A 20,983-nucleotide genomic window follows, 5' to 3' on the forward strand; every position below is an offset into this window, starting at 1 on the left:
GGCTCGCACCATGATGCGTTGGACCTCTTCAAGGCCTGACGTTTCATGCTCCGCACTGTCCAGCTCATTCTGCCCGCGCTTATTCCGTCCTGGAACTTCTTCGACGTGATCGCACCGTCCCCGCGGATTGAGTACCAATTGCTCGACGAGACCGGTAAGCCACGCCGTGACTGGCAAGCCTTTCGCGCGAAGCCGGAAAACATCTCGCTTCTGACGATGCTGCGACGCCTCATCTGGAACCCGCACTGGAATGAGAGCCTGTTCCTCGTCTCCTGCGCCGAGCGGCTCTCACAAGACATCACGCCAGAGCATTCGGAACGCGAAATCCTCACCCGTATGAAGCGCGACCTGCAAGCCGAAACGGACGCCGTGCAATTCCGCTTTCGCCTTGTCTTCATCCATCGCGAGGACGAAACGCTGACGCAGGAAATCCTCTACACTTCAGCGCCGGAGCCGCTCGCATGACGCTCGATCTTGCCATGCGCTGGACGGAGATACTCCTCGCCATCGCGCTCATCATGCCGAGCGTCGAGCATATCCGCGCGGGCGGCAAAGAGCGCCTGCTCTTCGGCCTGCGGCTCATACTTTGCCTATTGCTACTCTATCCGGAGATCGGCGCGTACTCGGCCTATATCTGCCTCGCCATGAGCGGGCTTGCCGTGCTCATTCTGCATCGGTTTGAGGGCCCATATAATGGTGGTTCGGACAGGATGAGCCTGCTCATTCTGTTCTGCCTGACGCTCGCCCACTGGCTTCCGCAGGAGAACTGGAAAGAACTGGCCTTCGGCTATCTCGGCCTGCAGCTCACCCTTTCCTATTTCATTTCGGGCTGGGTGAAGATCAGAAATCCGGACTGGCGCACAGGCCGCGCCCTGCGCGATGTATTCGCCTTCTCAGCCTATCCGGTCGCGGAAAATTTGCGCAGGCTGGCAGACAGGAAAACCCTGCTTCTGGCGGGCAGCTGGCTCGTCATGGTCTGCGAGCTGTTCTTCCCGCTCAGCCTCGCCTCGAAATACACGCTCATCCCGTTTCTGGTGCTGGCGGCGAGCTTTCACCTTTCCAACGCCCTGTTCTTCGGCCTCAACCGGTTCGTGCTGGCATGGATCGCCGCCTATCCGAGCATTCTCTGGTTACAGGACCGATTTATCGGGTGAGCGAAGGCATCGCCAGACACGCGAGTCGGGTGCTTTCTAACGCGTTCTGCATGCTTCGATACCGTCTGCATTGTCCTCGCGCCAATGCTCTTCGTCTCCGAAGTCGCTTATCCTCTCCCAATGCTGATTCAGATTATGGAGTTGGTCAGAATACCATGGTGAAGGCTCGCGAGCTGAAATGGCGATGTAGACCGACGTTTCATCAGCGCAAACGAATTCGATCGGATACCCGAATCTCCCGCCAAGCTCACCAACGCCTGTTCCCCACCCCCAATAGTCATTCTCCTCAGCCAGTTCCATCGTGTAAAACGACCAGAACGGCCCATCCCGAAAAATGGGCACGACAGGATCGTCCATCTGACTTCCATCAGGACGCAGCGATATATCGAGCGGTTTGTTACAGCTTTCCCACACAGTACTAGCGGCAATATCCAGCGGATTGTCCGGCGCGACAGAAAAATGGAACATCATTTGCCCGATACGCGACGGATTGATGACCACGCCCTGAAGCTGACCGGCAAGTTGCTGTCTAGCCTCCCAAAAGCAGACAATCTCTTCAGGATAATCAATTTGTTCCTGAGCAATCTTCTCAACAGTCACGAGGCGCATAACATCACCCAACTCCCACTTGGTGGGTTCTGTCTGCGCATCCGAGACGGCGGCCCCGAAGCTACAAGCAAAAAGCGCGATCCATTTAGAAACTCGTTTCATCTGCACTTCGACTCCTGTCCCGTATCAACGCCGTCATGTCCAAGTCTTCGCACTGTTTTCAGCGAAAAACAAAGGGCTGACTTTCAACTGTCCAATGCCCTGTTCTTCGGCCTTAACCGGTTCGTACTGGCATGGATCGCCGCCTATCCGAGCATTCTCTGGTTACAGGACCGGTTTATCGGGTGATCAGATAAAAACAACGGCGCTCATCTGCCCGCAAGCGGGTTGGACCTGCCATCAATATGCTTTCAAGTCCGTCTGAGGCCGCATCAATGATCCTGGGATGGATGTAGGACTTTCGGGCGATTGCAGGCGTATTGCCTAGCGCGTCAGACGCAGCTTCGCTGACGACCTTGATCGTCGGCTTAGAGGTCTTTTTCAGCGCAGACGTCGCCGCCACACTGCCCTTCCACGTTCGGAAGGTCTTGGCTGTAAAACGCGCGCCACAACAGTCTTCCAGAAAGTCATTCACGCGACCTGCCGAAACAGGGCGTCCGTTTCTGGCAAACACATACTCAGCATCAGACTTCTGGCACTGCTTTACAGCAGCGATCAGATCTTCATCTTCTAATTCGACATGGCGTTGAGTGCCGCCCTTCGCCGGAAAATCCAGCTCGAGCTTATCGCTATCGATGCGGATATGCTGTGCCGAAAGGGTTGTCGCACCCACCGTGCCGCTCGACGTCTGATACCGCTCAGAGCCTATCCTCAATCCGCCCAGATCAAGCAGCGAGACAATCCCGGCAAGCGCCAGAGCCTCCTCGTCCTGCGACCCGTGCAGGATACGGCGCACACATTTCCGAATACGCGGCAGGCGAAGGCCAAACTCCTCCAGCTGGTCAAACTTGAGATCAGCTCGCGCATCCGTCCAGAGCGGGTGATAAATATACTGGCGCCGCCCTGCCTCGTCTGTTCCATACGCCTGAATATGAGCCGACGCCGACGGCGCGATCCACACATCCTGCCAGGCCGGCGGAATAGCCAGCTTCTCGCACCGTCTGCGTATTTCGGCTCTGAGCGTGACGCCTTTTTCATCCAGATAAGTCCAGCCACGACCGCATCTGCGACGGGTAAACCCGCTTCGGTCCGTTTGGGCTTCAGCAAGACCGATCGCCGTCGGTGTCAGAGTAATTTCAGAGGAGAGCGTATCAGCCATGAACTCTCTACGCGCCGCACTGCAGAAAGGTTCAGAAAATTCAGAGCGCCATGCGATGAATCTCAGAGGCTGACTTTCCCCGTTCTCACCCCATGTTAGAGTAGAACGAAACGCGAATCATTCCCTAGAAAAATCGTACGTACAGAATGTCAGACCAGATCCCGCTTTCCCAAATGGCCATGGCACGTCCAGCCGGCCAGCCGACCTCCTATCTAGAGGGTTTGAACCCGGAGCAGAAACGCGCTGTCGAAACTGTCGACGGCCCGCTTCTCGTTCTGGCCGGTGCGGGCACAGGCAAGACGCGCGTTCTGACGACCCGCCTTGCGCACATCATCCGCACGGGCCGCGCCAAGCCGTGGCAGACGCTCTGCGTGACCTTCACCAACAAGGCCGCCCGCGAGATGCGGGAACGCGCGATGAACCTGATCGGACCGGAAGGCGAAGGCCTGCGCTGGCTCGGCACCTTCCACTCCATCTCCGCGCAAATTCTGCGCAAACATGCCGAGCTGGTCGGCCTGAAATCCACCTTCACCATCATCGATACAGATGACCAGATCCGGCTCTGCAAGCAGATCATTGAAGCCGAAGGCATTGACCCGAAACGCTGGACGCCGCGCTTCATGGCGGGCCTCATCGATGGCTGGAAGAACCGCGCACTGCTGCCGGGCAAAGTGCCGCCGGACGAGGCCTATCAGTTCGCAGATGGCAAAGGCATCAAAGTCTATGACATCTACCAGAAACGCCTCAGCGTTCTGAATGCGTGCGACTTTGGCGATCTGCTGCTTCTCACCATCCGCCTGTTTCAGGAAAATCCGGATGTGCTGGAGGAATATCACAACAAGTTCCGCTACATCCTCGTAGACGAGTATCAGGATACCAACATCGCCCAGTATCTGTGGCTGCGGCTTCTGGCGCGCGGCACGGGCAATATCTGCTGCGTGGGTGATGACGACCAGTCCATCTATGGCTGGCGCGGCGCGGAAGTGACGAACATCCTCAAATTCGAGCAGGATTTTGATGGCGCGGAGGTGATCCGCCTGGAACGCAATTACCGCTCCACCGGCCATATTCTCGCAGCCGCCTCCCACATCATTCAGGAGAACCGCGGACGCCTCGGCAAAACGCTCTGGACCGAGGGCGATATGGGCGAGAAAGTCCAGCTGCGCGGCATCTGGGATGGTGAGGCCGAAGCCCGCCTGATCGGTGAAGACATTGAGCAATGGCAGCGCGGCGGCGGTCAGCTGGCCGATTGCGCGGTGCTGGTGCGTGCCTCATGGCAGATGCGGGCGTTCGAGGAACGCTTCATCATGCTGGGGATTCCATACAAGGTCATTGGCGGCCCGCGCTTCTTCGAGCGCGCTGAAATCCGTGATGCCATGGCTTATTTCCGCCTGATCCGCTCTGAAGATGACGACCTCGCTTTCGAACGCGTAGTGAACCAGCCAAAGCGCGGCGTCGGTGCGGCGAGCCTACAAAAGCTGCAAGCCATTGCCCGCGAGGATGGCCGCTCGCTCAACACGATCTGCCGCATGGTTCTGCAGACAGACGAAGTCAAAGGCTCGGCAAAACGCGGCCTGACCAGCTTCATGAACCATCTGGATATGTGGCGCGACAAACACCATGCCGGCATCAGCCATACCGAGCTCGCCGAGCAAATCCTCGATGAGAGCGGCTATACAGACATGCTGCGCGCTGACCGCTCGCCTCAGGCGGCAACGCGGCTCGACAACCTGAAAGAGCTCGTCAACGCGATGGGCCAGTTTGACAGCCTCGCTGCCTTCCTGGAGCACGTTCAGCTTGTCATGGATGCCTCCACCGAAAGCGGCACGGATGATGAAGTCCAGATCATCACACTCCACGGCGCGAAGGGTCTTGAATGGCCGCTCGTCTTCCTGCCGGGCTGGGAAGAGGAAGTCTTTCCGTCTAAACGCTCTATCGATGAGAACGGCAATAAAGGCCTCGAGGAAGAACGCCGCCTTGCCTATGTGGGCATTACCCGCGCGCGCCAGAGTTGCCGGATTTCCTTTGTCGCCAACCGCCAGATTTATGGCCGCTGGCAGTCTGTCATCCCGTCGCGCTTTGTGGACGAGCTGCCGCATGAAAATGTCGAAGCCGTGAGCGAGACCGGCTATGGCCAGAACCAGGGCTATGGCAGCTTTGGCAGTTCCGGCTTTGGTGGCAAAACCTCGGATAGTTTCGAAGATCTGGGCGAGCGTAGCACCTATTCCTCACCCGGCTGGCAGCGCATGAAAAAGACAGAGCGCAAGCGCTCTGCACCGCCAACCATTGATGGCAAGGCCGAACTCATCGCCTCCTCTGCGCCCGGCAAATCCTCTTTCAGCATTGGCCAGCGCGTCTTCCACATCAAATTCGGCTATGGCCGCGTGGAAGTCATTGAAGGCGCAAAAATGACGGTGGAGTTCGAAAAAGCCGGCACGAAGAAGGTCATCGCGACGTTTTTGGAAGCGGCTTAGCCGGTAGGGTGGGCCTTGGCCCTCCATCCAAAAGTTTTGGGCAATACTTCAGGCGCTGGTAGACCATTCGTACGCCAAATAGTATTCTCTCGACTCGAAAATGTAAAAGCGCCAATTCCAGTCATTGTATACTTTGTACATTTTCCAATCTTTTGCTTTCCATCTTTGAAAGTCCCGCAAAATCTGACTCCGTTCCAAATTTTCAGTCACCCATGTGAAGTATTTGTTTTCTCCAAAGTTAATCGGGACATCGATTGCATTCACGATTTGCTCGATTGTCTGACGATCTTCGCAGTCCGTTCTCAGCGCTTCACAAAACTCGGACAAACTACCAAATTGTGGACGCTGGCCTCGTTTGTCAGCAACCTGAACAATCAGATACTCTTCGCTCTCAACACGATCGAACTCAAACTGATCTAAAACGACTTTGCGCATTCTAAGTTCAACTTCTCAAAACGTAAAAACATTGGGTGGGCCTTCTTCCACTAAAGATTTAGCCCCGTAGGGTGCATTAGACGCATGTCGTAATGCACCACAAACCTGAACATTGGTGGATTACGCTGCGCTAATCCACCCTACATTTTATCTTTTCAATCACATATGTTCTTGGTATGTTCTATTTCATGCCAAATTATCGTCGTCTCTTCGTGCCGGGTGGCACTTTTGCTTTTACTGTTTGTCTTGATGACCGATCTTCAAGACTGCTGCTGGACGAAATCAATCTTCTGCACCAATGCATTGAAAAAGTGCGCGCCAAATATCCTTTCGAAACAGTCGCATGGGCGATACTCCCCGACCACTTCCATACGGTCTGGCGTCTGCCGGAAGATGATCATGGTTTCGCAACACGGTTGCGGCTGATTAAAACCCACTTCACGAAATCACTGAATGAAACGCCTTCGGGGCGCCGCCATGGCGAACGCGGTATCTGGCAACGGCGTTACTGGGAACACCTTATCCGCGATGAACACGACCTCGGTGCGCACATGGATTACATCCATTGGAATCCGGTGAAACATGGATATGTAGCCGATCCAGCCGACTGGCCACATTCGTCATGGCATCGGTACAAAGACGAATGGGGACGCGCGGCCTAACCCGTCTAACGGTGGATTACGATCTTACGATCTAATCCACCCTACGTTTTTCCAACAAAAACAATCCAACGCCGCACACTCCACCCACACACTTCCCGTCATGTCGGATGTGTCTGCCCCTGAAGAAATTCTGTCCTATGAGCCGCGGGAAATTGCCCGTCGGCTGAAGGGCTATATTGCGGGCGCGCATCATAGCGCAGAGGGCGACCGCGAATCCCCGCCAGAAGGCGTTCAGACGAAACGCCCCTATATGCAGCGTCGCTTTATGAGCGACGGCCTCACCCATGTGAAACGGCTGGAATACCTGCTGCGCTGTTTCATCCTGTTTCTGACGGCAGAGCTGATCGCGCTCGGCCGGCACACGCCAGCTGAGCCACGCAAAAGCCAGAACACGCCACAGGAAAAACGCCTCGCCGAACAGGAAGATGAAGCCCTGCGCGACCAGCTTCGCGACCTGCAACGTCTTCCCGCATTCAGCGTTCTGACACCTGTCATCGAAGAGCGCGGACGAAAGAGCCGCCGCACAACGCGCCGTTACACCTTCCTGCCGGATCGTCTGCAGCTTGTGGAAGCCGGACACCTCTTTGCCCGCCTGAAACGCCTGTCTCATGTGCTGGAGCACGCTGACCGGTTCGCGCTAAATCTTGCGCGTCGGGTTGTGGCGGAACTCCCCTCTCCGCCCTCTGGGGGGAGAGGGGCTGGGGGTGAGGTGGGTGCGTTTAAACACGCAAACGCCAGACCTGGCACGACGCATTCACCCTCATCCCAAACCCTTCTCCCTGAGGGAGAAGGGCCTCCTCACCCGCTCTATTTCGCGCCGCTGGCACATTTCTGCCCGCCCGAAAAATTATGGGCCTCTGCGACCACACCGGCTGAGCGCAAAGACGTGAACTTCGTTCACTATCTTGCGTCAGCAAAACTGGAAGAGATCGGCTACGGTATCCGGCCCGACCCTTATGCGGGCCTGCCGGATTTATCCTGTCTCGACCCGCCACCACCGCCAAACATCAGACGCCTCTGATTTTATGCTCGGGCGCATCGCTCGTTGCCTCGCTCGCCCTGCGCCTGCGCGGTCGCTTGTGTGCATCTTTGTTTGACCGCCCGCTCCGGCTCCGTCTTCGCGATGGGTCGCGCTCAGGGCTGCCCGCATATCAGCCGCTCACCCCGGCTGCGCCTGCATATCTTCATTTTACGACTTCCATTTCTGCGTGCCCTCCCCACCTCTTCTGCAGGACGGAAGGGACACATCATGAAATATCATCTGGCAGAGCTGAATGTCGGGCGACTTGTTGCGCCGACGGATGATCCGCGCGTGAAGGATTTCATGGACAATCTCGATCTCATCAACGGGCTGGGCAAACGCATGCCGGGCTTTGTCTGGATGATGGAAGGCTCAGGCGAACCGGGCACCGGCAATACCGATGCAACGATTGAGGGCGACCCGCAGCATGTCGCGAACCTGACCGTCTGGCGCGATGTGGAAAGCCTTGAACGCTTTGTCTGGGGCACGGTTCATAAGAAGTTTTACGAGCGCCGCGAGGAATGGTTCGAAGTGCTTGGCGAGATGCATTTCGTTATGTGGTGGGTGCCTGAAGGCCATGAACCGACACTGGAAGAAGCGCTGGAAAAGCTGGAGCTGCGCCGCACTAATGGCGATAGCGACGAGGCATTCGGCTGGGACTGGCTGAAAGAGGCGAAGATGCACCGCACCCACGCCTGCGCGCCGGCTGCCTAGACGAAATCCGTCAGCATGACGTGCATGCCATAGTCAGAGGCCGCGCTCGGCTGCGCCTGCAGAAACTTGACTGACGGGTTCCGCTCTTTGGCGCGTCGGGCAATCTGTTGTTTAGCTTCCTCGCTGATCGACATGCCGAACATGACCTGATTGAGGCTGTCCAGCGGCAGGCGGAAATTGGTCTTTTCATGCGTCAGAAGGCGGACTTCCTGTTCATAGGCCCAGGCTATGCCTTTGGTTGTGACGGAACGCACGGCGGCATTATCGACGATAGAGCCGCCGGTCGGGGCGTAGAAATCGCCATGCACCAGCCATTCGGTCACGGCGTTATTGCCGTATTTCACCGGCTGCACACCAAGGAGGACAGAGCCAGCGTCCGCGCGCGGAAACGGACGGATGATATAATCGTCAGGCAGGCTATAAGTCAGGCAGACGCCTTTATGGTCATCTGCGCGGCGGGACCAGTTCACGGTATTGTCTGGCACGGCGCTGAAAGAGCAGACACCCATAGCGCTGCGCTTTTCCTCATACCGGTCGAGGCGGCGCTCCAGAAAGGCAATCTCTTCGAGGCGTTCGCGGTCTGTCACGACAGCGCGGGCGCGGGCAATGGCCGCTTCCATATCTATCCGACACTCGGGCGGATCGTTTATATTGAGCCCGTCGGCGTGCCCGCAATACAGCTCTGATCCTGTTAGTTCGCGCCAGAACGCATCATCAATCGGAAGATATCGAAATAGCTTCATCGGTATTCACCCTGTCCCCGCCGGTTATGGTCCGGCTTGTCTGACGCCATGAGGCCAGAGGAGCATTAAGATTTCATCAAGCTCTGGTAACGTTTGTTAAAACTTTTGAAGATAGTCTTAATCCCATAGACCGACGTATCGGCAGTGACAGAAGTCACCCAGCCCGAGCGGAAGGCAGATATGGGTATGGCGAACGCCGCTCTGATGCCCTCCAGCAGATGCGCCTTGTAAACACGAGGAGCAACAATATGGTTGATAGTATATCGCGAGCCTCAGCTTACGCTGCATTGCAGCCGTTTGGTGGTTCCGCCCCCGTCCAGCCTGAACAGGCTGCACAACGCCCGAGCCAGCTCGATCTTCCTCCACCCCCAGGACCACTTGAGCGACTTCGGGATTCTATTCGCAGTTCCGAGATTGATACAGAAGCACTCTCTACCCGCCTGGCCGATGAATTCGGTCAGGGTGCCGACGGAGTAGTCTCGGAGTCAGGCGTCGTGGATCTCGACGCCCTGACAAACCTCATCGCAGAAGAACGGACCGCCACCACCCGCACAGACCTTGCGGCCCGTTTTGGCGATGAGGCTGCGAATTTCGTGTCGGATCGGGGCGATGTCGATTTAGACGGCCTTCGCGCTTTTGCCCAGGAGCGAGGGTTCGACGTCCGCAATGAAGATCTGGAACCCCAGACAGGCTTCAGCGGCGCCCAGATTTCCGGCTACTCTCCGCGTGGTCAGGCGACAGTCACTGCCCCTCAGAACTTCCTTAGTGTCATCGCCTGACCCGCCTTTTTTAAGGCAGGGAAATTATCAATTCGAGTGAGCGGTCCCGAAGCGCGTTAAGGGCTTCAGCATCGCTCACATCGCCATTTACATACAGCGTGTTTGCGAAGGCCCGGGTGTTATGCAGCGCGTTGAGGCCGGCTTGCGATGCGTAAGGCGCCTGCCAGCGCGGATCGCTCTCATCAGGCGAGATCATCGCAAAGAACTCGTCCCAGGTTTCGTCGCTCACCTTGCCGGACCGCGCGAGAAACACGACAGGGCGCGCAAGGCGTTCCGGCTCGCCTGCAGTATAGGCTGGCGCATCCGGCGGCGCGATTTTGCTTGCAATGGCGGCAAGGATCATCAGCGCATCATCTTCGGTGATGGCCTCGTTCAGCGACAGCTGCATTAAAAGGTCTGCGCCATGGGCGACGCCGTGCCGCCAGCCCTCGTCGTCATCAAAGGCGCGGTAATCACTCACGCCGGAGAGGTATTCTGCACCTATCGTGACGAGGTCTGATCGCATCTCGGCGCTCATCCAGCCATGTACGCGGTCGGTCCGTGCAATCTCTGCGAGCGCCAGCGCGACGAACGGGCCCTGAAAACCGTTCGGGTCACTGCCTGCTTCATCCAGACGCTCGACCAGCATGTTCATCAGCTCGAAGAGTTCCGGTGCATCGGGTGTGTGGTTACGCAGGATTTCAACAATGGTGGTGTAGGCGATTTCGTCTCTGATGACCGGATCAGGATCGGCCAGACAGTTCACCATCAGGAAGGCTTCGGTAGAGTCTGTGTAATCGATCGAATAGCCCGGCGCGTAATGGCAAGGCGGATACCCATCTGCGAAGGCGATTTGCGCGATCACCGCACTCGCCGCGCTCAAACAAGCTGCTGTAAGTATCCGTTTCATCCGTCACCCCTCCCTATTCCTGGCCATCTTAGCGAAGTTTTTCACTCTTGCACGCAGCGACATTTATCGAACGTTCACCCCCTCAGGGTTAATCTGGCGTTTTCCATAGTCACACCACGCCACGCGAAGAAATCCTGAGGGTCAGACATGTTGCGTTCGATAGCCGTACTTTCCGCCAGCGCTCTGTTTTTCGCCGCCTGTGCGAGCAATCCGGCACCTGTCAGAAACGGACGCACCCAAGCGACAGTCCCGCCTGCAAGTGGACCGGTCATCCAAGCAAACGTGGAACGCCTCTACCCGAACGAGCGGCTGTTCCTCTGCACCGGCTCGCGGGTATCAAATGCGCCCGACACAGACTCCAACCGCGAAGTGATCGAATATTCCCGCCTCGTTGTCGTGAACGGCGTGCCGCTCGTGACCGCTCCGGCCAACAATGCCTGCGTCAGCTCAGGCTTTGGCATTCGTACCCTGAATGGCAGAACGCGCCCGCATAACGGGCTGGATATTACATCCCGTCCGGCCAGCCGTGTGTTTTCCGGCGGTGCAGGCACAATCCTTGAGGCGGGCTATAACTCCGGTTTCGGTCTGTCGATCCTTATTGATCATGGTAGCGGCGTCTATACGCGCTACGCCCACCTTGAATATGTCGAGGACAATATCGAAGTCGGCGAGCCCGTGCACTATGGCGAACCGCTTGGCCGCATGGGCGCTTCCGGCCACGTGACGGGCATTCACCTGCACTATGAAGTTCTGACCGGCACCTATCAGGCAGGCGTTTGGGGCCGCGGGCTCACACCACGCAATCCATTCGATTTCCCGCCATGGATCGACCCGCGCCTTGCGCTGACCGAGACCGAAGCAGCTCCGCTTAGCCGATAGGCAATTTTCCGGCCTCATCGCGAGACGAAAAAAAGGTATTCCACCGACGCCCGTTCCGTAGTTTATGGGCGTCATGTACATGGTATCTGCAACTGCACCCCGTAAAGTGATTGAAGCCGTAGCCGACGCGCTGACATGGCTCGATCCGTCTCCTGCCGACGCTGTCGACACGAAGGAAGAAAGCCGCACGCTCTGGCGTATCGATGCTTATGCGTCCGACTTCGACACGGCCTATGGCTGCGCAGGCATTATGGAGCTTATCGCGCCGGATCTGAACCCGGTGGTTCAGGAACTGGAGGACATGGACTGGGTTGCCATGTCTCTCGAAGGACTTCCTGCTGTGCATGCCGGTCCGTTCGTCGTCGCCGGTGCACACCAGCTCGCCAAAGGCCATCCGGGCCGTATTCCGCTCTGGATCGAGGCGGGTCTTGCATTTGGTACGGGCCACCACGGCACGACTGCAGGCTGCCTTCTCGCGCTGGAAAACCATGCGCGCCGTCGCAAGATCGGCAAAGTGCTCGATGTCGGCACAGGCTCGGGCGTTCTGGCTATCGCAGCGGTTAAGCGCGGCGGTTCGTCCGCAATTGCCAGCGATATCGATCCGGTAAGCGTTCGCGTTTCTCAGGTGAATGTCGAGAACAACAAGGTCGCCAATCAGGTCAAGCTCGTCGAGGCCAAAGGCACGAAGGCGAAACTGATCCAGACGTCAGCGCCTTACGATACAATCTTTGCGAACATACTCGCAAAGCCGCTGATCAGCATGTCTGGTGATCTGACGCGTGTTCTGAAGCCGGGCGGCGTTGTCATTCTGTCTGGCCTCCTGACCTTCCAGGAGCCGAGCGTGCGCGGCGCGTTTGCGGGCCGCAGCCTGAAGCTGGTTGACCGTATCCGCCGTGATGGCTGGTCCACTCTGGTTTACCAGAAACCAGTGGCGGTGAAGCCCGGAAAGAAGACGACGCGCAAAGACGATCTCGCCGATCTAATTAGAGCGCTTGAGGCTGGCAATACGGACGCGCTGAAAGCTTTTGAAGGATTTGAAGACGCATAAGCTGCGTCCTTAACCGCCTTCCGGTGATCTTTCCCACATGCTGGGCATTTACAGGCGTTTTATCCCTGCTATCTCCTAGTGTATGAGACAAACATTCGACGTCCGCGGCGGCCCGGAAATTGGCCGCACTCACCTGCCCTTGCTTCGCGAAACGATGAAAGCACGAGGCGTTGACGGCTTTTACCTGCCGCACGAAGACGAATATCAGAACGAGTATCAGCCCGAGGCTAACCAGCGCCTGACATGGGCGACCGGCTTCACGGGCTCTGCGGGTGCGGCGTTCATCCTGTCCGACAAGGCCATCATCTATGTCGACGGACGCTACTCCATTCAGGTGCTTGAACAAGTCGATCAGCAATTGTTCGACATTCAGAAATTCGATCCACCCGGCCCGTTCGATCTGATCGCAGACATGGACCTTGAGGGCAAAGTCATCGGCTATGACCCGCGCGTGATGACGCCGCACACCGCCAAGGCGCTTCGCCTCGCGCTGCAAAAAGCCGGCGCAATTGCCAAGGCATTGCCGAAGAACCCGATCGACCAGTCATGGAAAGGCCGCCCACGCCAGCCTATGACCGAGCTGGTGCCGCAGGACCTCAAATACGCTGGCACAAGCTCGCCGGAAAAACGTGAGGCCATTGCTGCGAAACTTCGCAAAGAAGGCGCTGATGCAGCTATCATCACTGCGCCGCCAAGCATTGCATGGCTGTTCAATATTCGCGGCAGCGATGTGCGCTGCTCGCCTCTGCCGCTCGGCCGCGCTATTTTGCATGCCGATGGCAGCGCAGAGCTTTTCGTTGCGCCGAAAAAGGTCACGGACGAAATCCGCGAGCACCTCGGCAATCAGGTGTCGATCCGCGACATCAACGAGCTCAATAAAGGTCTGGCCGACCTGAAAGAGAAAACAGTCTGGGCAGACCCGGCAACGGCTTCCGAATGGGTGTTCTCAACCCTGAAGCGAAGCAAGGCGACCATTATGGAAGCTGCCGACCCGGTCGCTCTTCCGAAGTCTACAAAGAACTCTGCGGAGATTTCTGGCGCTGCACGTGCCCACGAAATCGATGCCGTTCCGATTGCGCGTTTCCTGCACTGGCTGGAGACAGGCATCGAGCCGGGCAAGACCACTGAGATCGACGCGGTGCGCAAGCTGGAAGGCTTCCGCAATGACACAGGCGTTCTGAAGGATATTTCCTTCGAGACGATTTCAGCCTTCGGGTCTAACGGCGCAATGGCGCACTACCGCGTTAGCAAAGCGTCCAACGCCACCTTCACCGAGGGTAATCTCTTCCTCGTCGATTCCGGCGGCCAGTATTTCGAAGGCACAACGGACATCACCCGTACGGTCGCCATTGGCGAGCCGACAGCGGAGATGATCAAGCACTACACGTTGGTGCTGAAAGGCCATGTGGCCATGTCCATGATCCGTTTCCCTGAAGGCACGACCGGCACGCATCTCGACGCGATTGCCCGTCAGCCGCTCTGGATGGCCGGCCTCGACTATGATCACGGCACTGGCCATGGCGTCGGCGCGTATCTCGGCGTACATGAAGGCCCGCAACGTATTGCAAAAGGCTGGAACGCAACGCCGCTCGCGCCGGGCATGATCGTTTCCAACGAGCCGGGTTATTACATTGAAGGCCAGTACGGTATCCGTATTGAGAACCTTCAATACATCACCGACTTCGAAGAGCTGCCGAACAGCTTCCGTCCGGTTATGGGCTTCGAGCCGATCACGCTGGCGCCATATGCGCGCAACCTGATCGACACATCGCTTCTGACGCCGGAAGAGCTGAACTGGGTGAACGACTATCTGAAGAAAGTCGCTGACACGGTCACCCCGATGCTTTCCGATTATCCGGACGTCGCTGACTGGATGAAAACCGCCTGCGCGCCTTTTTAAAAGGCGCGATCAGGAAATCATCTCGATCCAGTCGGCTTCAGAAATCACACGCACACCGAGGCTTTCAGCCTTGGTGCGCTTGGAGCCGGCTTTTTCACCTGCGATCAGAATATCGGTCTTTGCAGACACCGAGCCTGACACTTTCGCACCGAGCGCCAGTGCGCGCGCCTTGGCTTCATCACGGGTCATTTCTGTCATCGTGCCGGTAAAGACGAGCGTCAGCCCCGCCACCGGCGAATCTGCGCTGGCCTCTACGACTTCAACATCCTCAACGGTGACGAGCCCGCGCTCGCCATCCGGCGCGCCGACAAGATCACGAAGCACATCGCGGTTATGAGGCTCTTCATAGAAGGCGATCAGCGAATTGGCCGCCGCCATTCCGAGGCCATCAATCCCCTCAATTGAGCGGAAGGCGGCATGGACCGGCTTCAGGCGGTCAATCTCACTTTCAAAGGCGGCGCGGTCTTCAAAAAGCACGCTCAGCGTCTCAGAGATATCACCGCGCCAGGTCAGCCCGGCACCATGCAGCGCTTCGATCAGCGGGTTCGGCCAAGCTTCACCTTTATCGTCGCCAAGTTCAATATCGAACAGAGCGAGCGCCACACGGTCTGTCAGCCGGTTAGCAAGACGGATCGCCTCATAGGCCTGAAGCCCCTCAGAGACTTCGCCTGCCGACCACATGAGGGCGTGGAAATCATGCCATTTGGCAAAGCTGGTGGCGATGCTTCTGGCGACAACATCGCCGACATGGCGAATGCCGAGGCCTGTCAGGAGACGCGCAAATGGGACAGACCGGCGTGCATCAACAGCCGCGAACAGATTACGGGCTGACGTTTCGCCAAAGCCCTCCCATGTCCCGAGCGGATCAAAACCTTCGCGTTCAATCGCTTCTGGAAGCCTGAAAATATCAGCCGGTGTTTTGACGATGTTGCGCGACCAGAACAGTTCGATCTGCTTCTCGCCAAAGCCATCAATGTCGAGCGCCTTGCGGGACACGAAATATTTAAGGCGCTCAAGCGCCTGCGCCGGACAGATCAGCCCGCCCGTACAGCGAACGCGGGCGTCTTCTTCGCCGGTTTTAGTGTCAACGTCCCGAACCGCGAGCGATCCGCACCGCGGACAGGTATCAGGGAACTCGAAGATATCACCGCGGTCGGCGCGATCCGGGTTCACCACATGCAGGACTTGCGGGATGACATCCCCTGCCCGCTGGATAAGAACCTTGTCGCCAATCCGGATGTCATGGGTAACTTTCTCAGTTCCCTTATCCGTCCGGCGGTAACCGGCGATATAATCCTGATTGTGGAGCGTTGCATTCGACACCACGACGCCGCCAACGGTGACAGGTGTCAGCCGGGCAACCGGTGTGAGCGAGCCTGTTCGACCGACTTGAATGTCGATCGCCTCGACTGTGGTTTCGGCCTTTTCGGCAGGGAATTTGTGGGCAATTGCCCAGCGCGGCGCTCGCGATTGCATGCCAAGGCGCGACTGATACTCAAGGAGATCTGCCTTATAGACGACACCATCAATGTCATAGCCGAGTTCAGAGCGTTTCGACTGAATCAAATTATAATGCTCGATGAGGTCTTTGACCGTCTCACAGCGCCTCACGAGCGGATTGATCGGAAGGCCCCATTCACCGAACTTCTGGAGCGCCTCAAACTGACTGGTCGCAAACGGTTCGGAGACACCGCCCCAGCCATAGGCGAAGAAATCGAGAGGTCGTGACCGCGTCACTTCAGGATCAATCTGGCGAAGAGACCCGGAGGCTGTATTACGCGGGTTCACATAAGTCTTTGTACCGTTTTTCTCGGCCTGAGCATTGAGCGCCTGAAAGGACTCCCAGCTCATATAGACTTCGCCGCGGATTTCGATTTCCGCAGGAATGTCGTCACCTGTGAGCTTGTCAGGAATGTCTTTCAGCGTGCGAACATTGGCCGTGATGTCTTCACCGACCCGGCCATTTCCGCGCGTTGCAGCACGAACCAGTTCACCGTTTCGATAAAGGAGGTTTGCAGAAACACCATCAATCTTAGGCTCGGCCATAACAGCGAGTGCATCACTGCCATCCAGCTTCAGAAAACGGCGCATTCGCGCCACAAAGCTTTCGACATCATCGTCAGAGAAGGCGTTATCGAGCGACAGCATCGGCACGAGATGCTCGACCTTGGCGAAGTCATTCGATGGGGCAGCGCCCACGGTCTCCGTCGGGCTGTCTTCGCGGACCAATGCTGGAAAGTTACGTTCCAGCATGCTGTTGCGCCGACGGAGCGAGTCGTACTCCGCATCTGTAAAGAGCGGCTCGCTTTCATCATAATAGGCATTGTCTGCCCGTGAAATAACGTCGGCCAGATAGGCCAGTTCGGCAGCGGCCTGCGCCTCATCGAGAGATAAGGCTTTCTTATCGAGAGTTGCAGGCCGTTCAGGCAGAGAAGATGAATCAGTCATGCCAAGAGAATTGGCTTAAACTGTCTCTGCCATCAAGCGATCTGCGGCTGCACGCGCCTCATTTGTTATCTCGCTGCCAGAGAGCATGCGGGCAACTTCTTCCAGACGCGCCTCGCCCTTGAGTTCATTGAGTTGGGAAACAGTGCGTTCGCCATCATCAACCCGTTTGGTAACGTGCCAGTGCTGATGACCGGACGCAGCCACCTGCGGGCTGTGCGTGATGGCCATAACCTGACGCATATCGGCCAGACGTCCGAGGCGTTCACCAACTGCTGCAGCAACCGCGCCGCCAACGCCCTGATCGACTTCGTCGAAAACAAGCAGAGTCGCAGAGTGGACATGCGCGAGGCAAACCCGCAGCGCCAGTGTAAAGCGGGCAAGCTCGCCGCCGGATGCGATCTGGTTCAAAGGACCGAATGGTGCACCAGGGTTGGTTTGAACCTCGAAGAGAACGCGGTCCTGACCGTTAGGCCCTGCTTTCTCGATTTCGAGATGGTCGATACGGACCCGGAATTTCGCATGCTCAAGCTTCAGGGGCGCGAGCTCTTTGAGCACAAGCGAACTGAGCTGTTCACCGCTGGATTTCCGGAGCGCTGATAGTTTGTCAGCCCGTTCGCAGTAAACCTTTTCAGCCTCAGCCATGGCTTTACGCGCTGATGCAATGACATCGTCAAAGGCTTCCAGTTCGGAGAGTTTAGAGCGTGCCTCGAGATGCAGGGCCGCAAGGCCATCCGGATCGACGTCAAACTTACGCGCAGCGGCCCGAAGACTGAACAAGCGCTGTTCGACCTGCTCAAGCGTATCGGGATCATGATCAAAGGCCGTCATTGAGCTTTCGACCGCAATGCTGGCCTCGTTGATTTCGATCAGAGCCCGTTCAACGGCGTCCTGTGCCGTTTTCAACGCTACAAGCTGCGGGTTATCCTCCGGTGCCTCAGCAAGTTCAGGCAGGCGCATGGCGCGGTCCAGATGACGGGCCGCCAAACCGAATGCGGACGCGCCATCAGACTTGCGAAGCGCTTCGTCTGCATCTGTCATGCATTCAATCAGCTTCTGGCTGTTGAGAAGCATGGCGCGTTCCAGCGCGAGGCGGGAGGCTTCCTCCTCACCCGGGCTCAGACGATCCAGTTCTTCCAGCATATGTTCCAGCTGGGCGATCTCTGCATCCTGAGAATTCTGGCGGGCTTCGACCTCTTCGACGCGGTCACGCGCTTCGGCCCAGAGGCGATAGCTTTCTGCGACGCTCTTTAGCAATGGGCCAGCCTGAGCGAACTCGTCGAGCACATCACCATGAAGTTTCGGGTTCAGAAGCGCAGAGCCATCATGCTGACCATGGATTTCAACGAGATCCTTGCCGAGCTGCGTCGCAAGATCGGCACTTACAATCTGGTCGTTTGCATAAATCCGTGACGGACCACTTTGAGATAAGAGGCGACGGAACGTGACCAGCGTCTCATCATCGGAAAGAAGACCACGTTCGAGAAGTTCCAGCCGTGCCGGATGGTCAGCCTCAAGTTCGAAGCTCGCCGATACGCTGGTGCGTTCTGCGCCATGCCGGATGAAGCGCTTGTCAGCCTTCCCGCCCAGCACGAAGCGGAGTGCATCAAGCATGATAGATTTACCGGCACCGGTTTCACCGGTGACAGACGTAAAGCCCCGGCACACATCAAGGTCCAGGGCATCAATTAAAACGAAATCACGGACAGAGAATGCAATTAACATGCACCCTACATACCATGAGAACAAAATACGAACAAATGATTCTTTTAGAAGAGACCGAAGAAACCGCGACGGTTTGATTCCGGCTCTGCACCAGGCGTATTGCCTGTGTCTTCCATCAGCGCATACGCGTCTGCATACCATTCGGTCGCCGGATAGTTATATCCAAGAACGGATGCAGCAGCCATTGCTTCTGATTCGAGACCGACAGACAGATAAGCCTCTGTCAGACGGTACAGCGCCTCCGGTGTGTGGCTTGTCGTCTGATACTCGTCGACAACTTCGCGGAAACGGTTGATCGCTGCAAGGTGCTGGTTGCGACGCAGATACCAACGGCCGATTTCCATTTCCTTGCCTGCGAGCTGGTCCTGGATCATATCCATTTTCAGACGCGCATCAGCAGCGTATTCGGTTTCAGGATAGCGACGGACAACATCATCGAACGCGGCATACGCGTTCTCGGTGATTCCCTGATCACGACCGACGTCTACGATCTGTTCGAAATAGCAGATGCCAATCAGATAGTAAGCGTAAACCGTCTCGTCATTGCCCGGGTGCAGCGAGATATAACGGCGCGCTGCGTTGATGGCCTGCTCATAATCGCGCGACTGATAGCTCGCAAAAGCAGACATCATGTTGGACCGGCTCGCCCACTCTGAATACGGGTGCTGGCGCTCGACTTCATCATAAAGGAGCACTGCCTGATCATAACGGCGGTTTACCAGTGCTTCGGACGCAGTGTTGTAAAGCTGCTCCACCGGACGTGCGACATAAGCAAGGCTTTCGCTACGAGAGTTGTCGAGCACGCTACAGCCAGCTGTTGCGAGAGCTGCGGCTGAAACTAGCAGAATTGATTTCGCCCGAGACTTCATGAACTACACCTTACATCGTCACTGTTCCACGGTGATAGCGTGTTGTTCCAGCCACGCCAAGACGTTTCCCCATGAAAGGTCTTTAATAGAGGGCTTCTTGCCCCATTGGTCGCATCCGCAAACTTCAGAAACAAAAAGGCCAACCCTGATCGGCTGGCCTTATAATGGTGTTTCAAGTGCGGGACAGCTTAGAGCGCGTGCGCGAGCGCAGTCTCAGCGCGATCTGTACTTTCGCTTTCCAGCGTATCAAATTCCCACGCATCCGGGCGGTTCAGAACTTCGCGAACGAGCAGATTATTGATGGAGTGTCCCGGCTGCTCACTCACATAGCGACCAATCAGACGGTGACCGACAAGCGCCAGATCGCCGACAGCATCGAGGATTTTGTGGCGAATGAATTCGTCTTCAACGCGCAGGCCTTCCGGATTGAGGATTTTATCATCCTCAACGGCAATCGCGTTCTCCATAGATGCGCCTTGACCAAGGCCCATTGAGTGCAGCTTTTTGATATCGCGGTAGAAGCCGAATGTACGCGCAAACGCCAGCTCGCGAGCAAAGCTACGCGGCGTCAGAAGGATAGACTTACGCTGGCGGCCAATCGCTTCTGAGTCGAAATCGATTGTCGCATCCAGATGGAAGCCATTATCATCAGACGGCAGAAGCATGGCTGATTTAGGCCCGTCCTGAACCTCAATCGGCTTCAGAATGCGGATGTAACGCGCACGGCGCGCCTGCTGGCGAATGCCCGTGCGGAGAATCAGATCGGTGTAGAGAGACGAGGAGCCATCCATGATCGGAACTTCAGGACCGTCGACCTCGATAATCATGTTATCAATGCCAAGGCCATAAACGGCTGCAAGCAGGTGCTCTACAGTAGACAGTGTTGTGCCATATTCGTTGCGGAGCTTTGTACCGAGCGCTACATCATGCACGAGGTCGCCGCGCGCATCGATCCAGCCTTGCGCGTCCGGCACATCAACGCGGTGGAAGCGGATGCCGGTTCCAACCGGTGCCGGTTTCAGAGTGAGACGCGCACGTTCGCCCGAATGCACACCGATGCCGGCGCAAATCGCGGAACTCGCTAATGTCTGCTGAAATTCGATACTGGTCACGCAACATACTCCTGTTGAGAGTAATTTGCGGCTTGAGCGCCGTGGCTCAACACACGCTTTGTTTCGATTCGTAACGCTTTTAACGCCCCAAAGCCCCAAAAGCTCCAATTCACGAACTAAGCATCTGAATTTATTATGATTTCTGCATCATGGTAAATATTTTCGACTGTAACAGTCCGTGATCAGACTGCTGCAATAAGCTGAAAATGTAACATCTGTGCCACACAGAAGGGCACTGTATTGAAACAAAAAAAACGCCCCGCATCT

The 20,983-nt window shown here is 56.8% G+C and carries 19 protein-coding genes; 10 read left to right on the top strand and 9 right to left on the bottom strand.

The features are described 5' to 3' along the window. Nucleotides 1-45: 45 nt before the first annotated feature. Together P1U45_RS15025 and P1U45_RS15030 are read left to right on the top strand one after the other, a co-directional pair. Nucleotides 46-465, top strand: a complete 420-nt coding sequence (locus tag P1U45_RS15025) for a hypothetical protein (protein ID WP_301059802.1) — start codon at nucleotides 46-48, stop codon at nucleotides 463-465. Further along, on the top strand, nucleotides 462-1,154 hold the full coding sequence (locus P1U45_RS15030) for an HTTM domain-containing protein (protein ID WP_301059803.1): 693 nt from the start codon (nucleotides 462-464) through the stop codon (nucleotides 1,152-1,154). Before P1U45_RS15025 ends, P1U45_RS15030 begins: the two co-directional genes overlap by 4 nt. Before the next feature lie 36 nt (nucleotides 1,155-1,190). Here P1U45_RS15030 and P1U45_RS15035 read toward each other — a convergent pair whose 3' ends face one another. Further along, on the bottom strand, nucleotides 1,191-1,865 hold the full coding sequence (locus P1U45_RS15035; RefSeq protein ID WP_301059804.1) for a hypothetical protein: 675 nt from the start codon (nucleotides 1,863-1,865) through the stop codon (nucleotides 1,191-1,193). 175 nt (nucleotides 1,866-2,040) lie between these two features. Continuing rightward, entirely contained in the window at nucleotides 2,041-3,021 is a 981-nt protein-coding gene (locus tag P1U45_RS15040) for a hypothetical protein (RefSeq protein WP_301059805.1), read from the bottom strand. Between the two features lie 146 nt (nucleotides 3,022-3,167). On the opposite strand from P1U45_RS15040, the gene P1U45_RS15045 reads away from it, so the two are divergent. Further along, complete coding sequence (locus tag P1U45_RS15045; protein WP_301059806.1) at nucleotides 3,168-5,495, top strand: UvrD-helicase domain-containing protein; 2,328 nt, start codon at nucleotides 3,168-3,170, stop codon at nucleotides 5,493-5,495. 48 nt (nucleotides 5,496-5,543) lie between these two features. On the opposite strand, the gene P1U45_RS15050 is transcribed toward P1U45_RS15045, so the two are convergent. After that, nucleotides 5,544-5,930: a hypothetical protein gene (locus tag P1U45_RS15050; protein WP_301059807.1), complete on the bottom strand. Its 387-nt coding sequence runs from the start codon at nucleotides 5,928-5,930 to the stop codon at nucleotides 5,544-5,546. A gap of 176 nt (nucleotides 5,931-6,106) precedes the next feature. Here P1U45_RS15050 and P1U45_RS15055 point away from each other — a divergent pair, with 176 nt between their 5' ends. From P1U45_RS15055 to P1U45_RS15065, 3 genes are all read left to right on the top strand, one after another. Further along, on the top strand, nucleotides 6,107-6,592 hold the full coding sequence (locus tag P1U45_RS15055; RefSeq protein WP_301059808.1) for a transposase: 486 nt from the start codon (nucleotides 6,107-6,109) through the stop codon (nucleotides 6,590-6,592). Between the two features lie 100 nt (nucleotides 6,593-6,692). Continuing rightward, on the top strand, nucleotides 6,693-7,613 hold the full coding sequence (locus P1U45_RS15060; protein WP_301059809.1) for a hypothetical protein: 921 nt from the start codon (nucleotides 6,693-6,695) through the stop codon (nucleotides 7,611-7,613). A 228-nt stretch (nucleotides 7,614-7,841) separates the two neighbouring features. Beyond that, on the top strand, nucleotides 7,842-8,327 hold the full coding sequence (locus P1U45_RS15065) for a DUF3291 domain-containing protein (RefSeq protein ID WP_301059810.1): 486 nt from the start codon (nucleotides 7,842-7,844) through the stop codon (nucleotides 8,325-8,327). On the opposite strand, the gene P1U45_RS15070 is transcribed toward P1U45_RS15065, so the two are convergent. Further along, entirely contained in the window at nucleotides 8,324-9,070 is a 747-nt protein-coding gene (locus P1U45_RS15070; protein WP_301059811.1) for a DUF2971 domain-containing protein, read from the bottom strand. The genes P1U45_RS15065 and P1U45_RS15070 overlap by 4 nt on opposite strands. Before the next feature lie 248 nt (nucleotides 9,071-9,318). On the opposite strand from P1U45_RS15070, the gene P1U45_RS15075 reads away from it, so the two are divergent. Then, nucleotides 9,319-9,849 carry a hypothetical protein gene (locus tag P1U45_RS15075; RefSeq protein WP_301059812.1) on the top strand — a complete coding sequence of 177 codons (531 nt, stop codon included), beginning with the start codon at nucleotides 9,319-9,321 and terminating at the stop codon, nucleotides 9,847-9,849. Between the two features lie 10 nt (nucleotides 9,850-9,859). On the opposite strand, the gene P1U45_RS15080 is transcribed toward P1U45_RS15075, so the two are convergent. Continuing rightward, on the bottom strand, nucleotides 9,860-10,738 hold the full coding sequence (locus tag P1U45_RS15080; RefSeq protein WP_301059813.1) for a DUF2785 domain-containing protein: 879 nt from the start codon (nucleotides 10,736-10,738) through the stop codon (nucleotides 9,860-9,862). Nucleotides 10,739-10,885: 147 nt separating this feature from the next. On the opposite strand from P1U45_RS15080, the gene P1U45_RS15085 reads away from it, so the two are divergent. From P1U45_RS15085 to P1U45_RS15095, 3 genes are all read left to right on the top strand, one after another. Beyond that, a complete protein-coding gene (locus tag P1U45_RS15085) occupies nucleotides 10,886-11,617 on the top strand; it encodes a M23 family metallopeptidase (RefSeq protein ID WP_301059814.1) in 732 nt (243 codons plus the stop codon). Nucleotides 11,618-11,696: 79 nt separating this feature from the next. After that, the gene (locus P1U45_RS15090; RefSeq protein ID WP_301059815.1) at nucleotides 11,697-12,665 is read left to right on the top strand and encodes a 50S ribosomal protein L11 methyltransferase; all 969 of its coding nucleotides are present in this window, start codon (nucleotides 11,697-11,699) and stop codon (nucleotides 12,663-12,665) included. A gap of 82 nt (nucleotides 12,666-12,747) precedes the next feature. Then, entirely contained in the window at nucleotides 12,748-14,565 is a 1,818-nt protein-coding gene (locus P1U45_RS15095; RefSeq protein WP_301059816.1) for an aminopeptidase P family protein, read from the top strand. Between the two features lie 9 nt (nucleotides 14,566-14,574). Here the strand turns inward: P1U45_RS15095 and ligA are convergent, their stop codons facing one another. The 4 genes from ligA to lpxC form a co-directional block, all read right to left on the bottom strand. Further along, complete coding sequence (ligA, locus tag P1U45_RS15100; RefSeq protein WP_301059817.1) at nucleotides 14,575-17,013, bottom strand: NAD-dependent DNA ligase LigA; 2,439 nt, start codon at nucleotides 17,011-17,013, stop codon at nucleotides 14,575-14,577. 15 nt (nucleotides 17,014-17,028) lie between these two features. Continuing rightward, a complete protein-coding gene (gene recN / locus P1U45_RS15105) occupies nucleotides 17,029-18,735 on the bottom strand; it encodes a DNA repair protein RecN (RefSeq protein ID WP_022696154.1) in 1,707 nt (568 codons plus the stop codon). Nucleotides 18,736-18,779: 44 nt separating this feature from the next. Next, nucleotides 18,780-19,604 carry an outer membrane protein assembly factor BamD gene (locus P1U45_RS15110; protein ID WP_301059818.1) on the bottom strand — a complete coding sequence of 275 codons (825 nt, stop codon included), beginning with the start codon at nucleotides 19,602-19,604 and terminating at the stop codon, nucleotides 18,780-18,782. A 188-nt stretch (nucleotides 19,605-19,792) separates the two neighbouring features. Next, nucleotides 19,793-20,716: a UDP-3-O-acyl-N-acetylglucosamine deacetylase gene (gene lpxC, locus P1U45_RS15115; RefSeq protein WP_301059819.1), complete on the bottom strand. Its 924-nt coding sequence runs from the start codon at nucleotides 20,714-20,716 to the stop codon at nucleotides 19,793-19,795. Nucleotides 20,717-20,983: the final 267 nt, after the last annotated feature.

This window comes from Ponticaulis sp., assembly GCF_029210165.1.
GTDB lineage: Bacteria > Pseudomonadota > Alphaproteobacteria > Caulobacterales > Hyphomonadaceae > Ponticaulis.

Excerpts from the sequence above, each read along its gene's own strand:
- P1U45_RS15065 (WP_301059810.1), top strand. The coding sequence starts at position 7,842 with ATGAAATATCATCTGGCAGAGCTGAATGTCGGGCGACTTGTTGCGCCG.
- P1U45_RS15050 (WP_301059807.1), bottom strand. The coding sequence starts at position 5,930 with ATGCGCAAAGTCGTTTTAGATCAGTTTGAGTTCGATCGTGTTGAGAGC.
- P1U45_RS15075 (WP_301059812.1), top strand. The coding sequence starts at position 9,319 with ATGGTTGATAGTATATCGCGAGCCTCAGCTTACGCTGCATTGCAGCCG.
- P1U45_RS15110 (WP_301059818.1), bottom strand. The coding sequence starts at position 19,604 with ATGAAGTCTCGGGCGAAATCAATTCTGCTAGTTTCAGCCGCAGCTCTC.
- P1U45_RS15030 (WP_301059803.1), top strand. The coding sequence starts at position 462 with ATGACGCTCGATCTTGCCATGCGCTGGACGGAGATACTCCTCGCCATC.
- recN (WP_022696154.1), bottom strand. The coding sequence starts at position 18,735 with ATGTTAATTGCATTCTCTGTCCGTGATTTCGTTTTAATTGATGCCCTG.
- P1U45_RS15090 (WP_301059815.1), top strand. The coding sequence starts at position 11,697 with ATGGTATCTGCAACTGCACCCCGTAAAGTGATTGAAGCCGTAGCCGAC.
- P1U45_RS15095 (WP_301059816.1), top strand. The coding sequence starts at position 12,748 with ATGAGACAAACATTCGACGTCCGCGGCGGCCCGGAAATTGGCCGCACT.
- P1U45_RS15070 (WP_301059811.1), bottom strand. The coding sequence starts at position 9,070 with ATGAAGCTATTTCGATATCTTCCGATTGATGATGCGTTCTGGCGCGAA.
- P1U45_RS15080 (WP_301059813.1), bottom strand. The coding sequence starts at position 10,738 with ATGAAACGGATACTTACAGCAGCTTGTTTGAGCGCGGCGAGTGCGGTG.
- P1U45_RS15085 (WP_301059814.1), top strand. The coding sequence starts at position 10,886 with ATGTTGCGTTCGATAGCCGTACTTTCCGCCAGCGCTCTGTTTTTCGCC.
- P1U45_RS15055 (WP_301059808.1), top strand. The coding sequence starts at position 6,107 with ATGTTCTATTTCATGCCAAATTATCGTCGTCTCTTCGTGCCGGGTGGC.
- P1U45_RS15035 (WP_301059804.1), bottom strand. The coding sequence starts at position 1,865 with ATGAAACGAGTTTCTAAATGGATCGCGCTTTTTGCTTGTAGCTTCGGG.
- P1U45_RS15025 (WP_301059802.1), top strand. The coding sequence starts at position 46 with ATGCTCCGCACTGTCCAGCTCATTCTGCCCGCGCTTATTCCGTCCTGG.
- P1U45_RS15045 (WP_301059806.1), top strand. The coding sequence starts at position 3,168 with ATGTCAGACCAGATCCCGCTTTCCCAAATGGCCATGGCACGTCCAGCC.
- ligA (WP_301059817.1), bottom strand. The coding sequence starts at position 17,013 with ATGACTGATTCATCTTCTCTGCCTGAACGGCCTGCAACTCTCGATAAG.
- P1U45_RS15040 (WP_301059805.1), bottom strand. The coding sequence starts at position 3,021 with ATGGCTGATACGCTCTCCTCTGAAATTACTCTGACACCGACGGCGATC.
- P1U45_RS15060 (WP_301059809.1), top strand. The coding sequence starts at position 6,693 with ATGTCGGATGTGTCTGCCCCTGAAGAAATTCTGTCCTATGAGCCGCGG.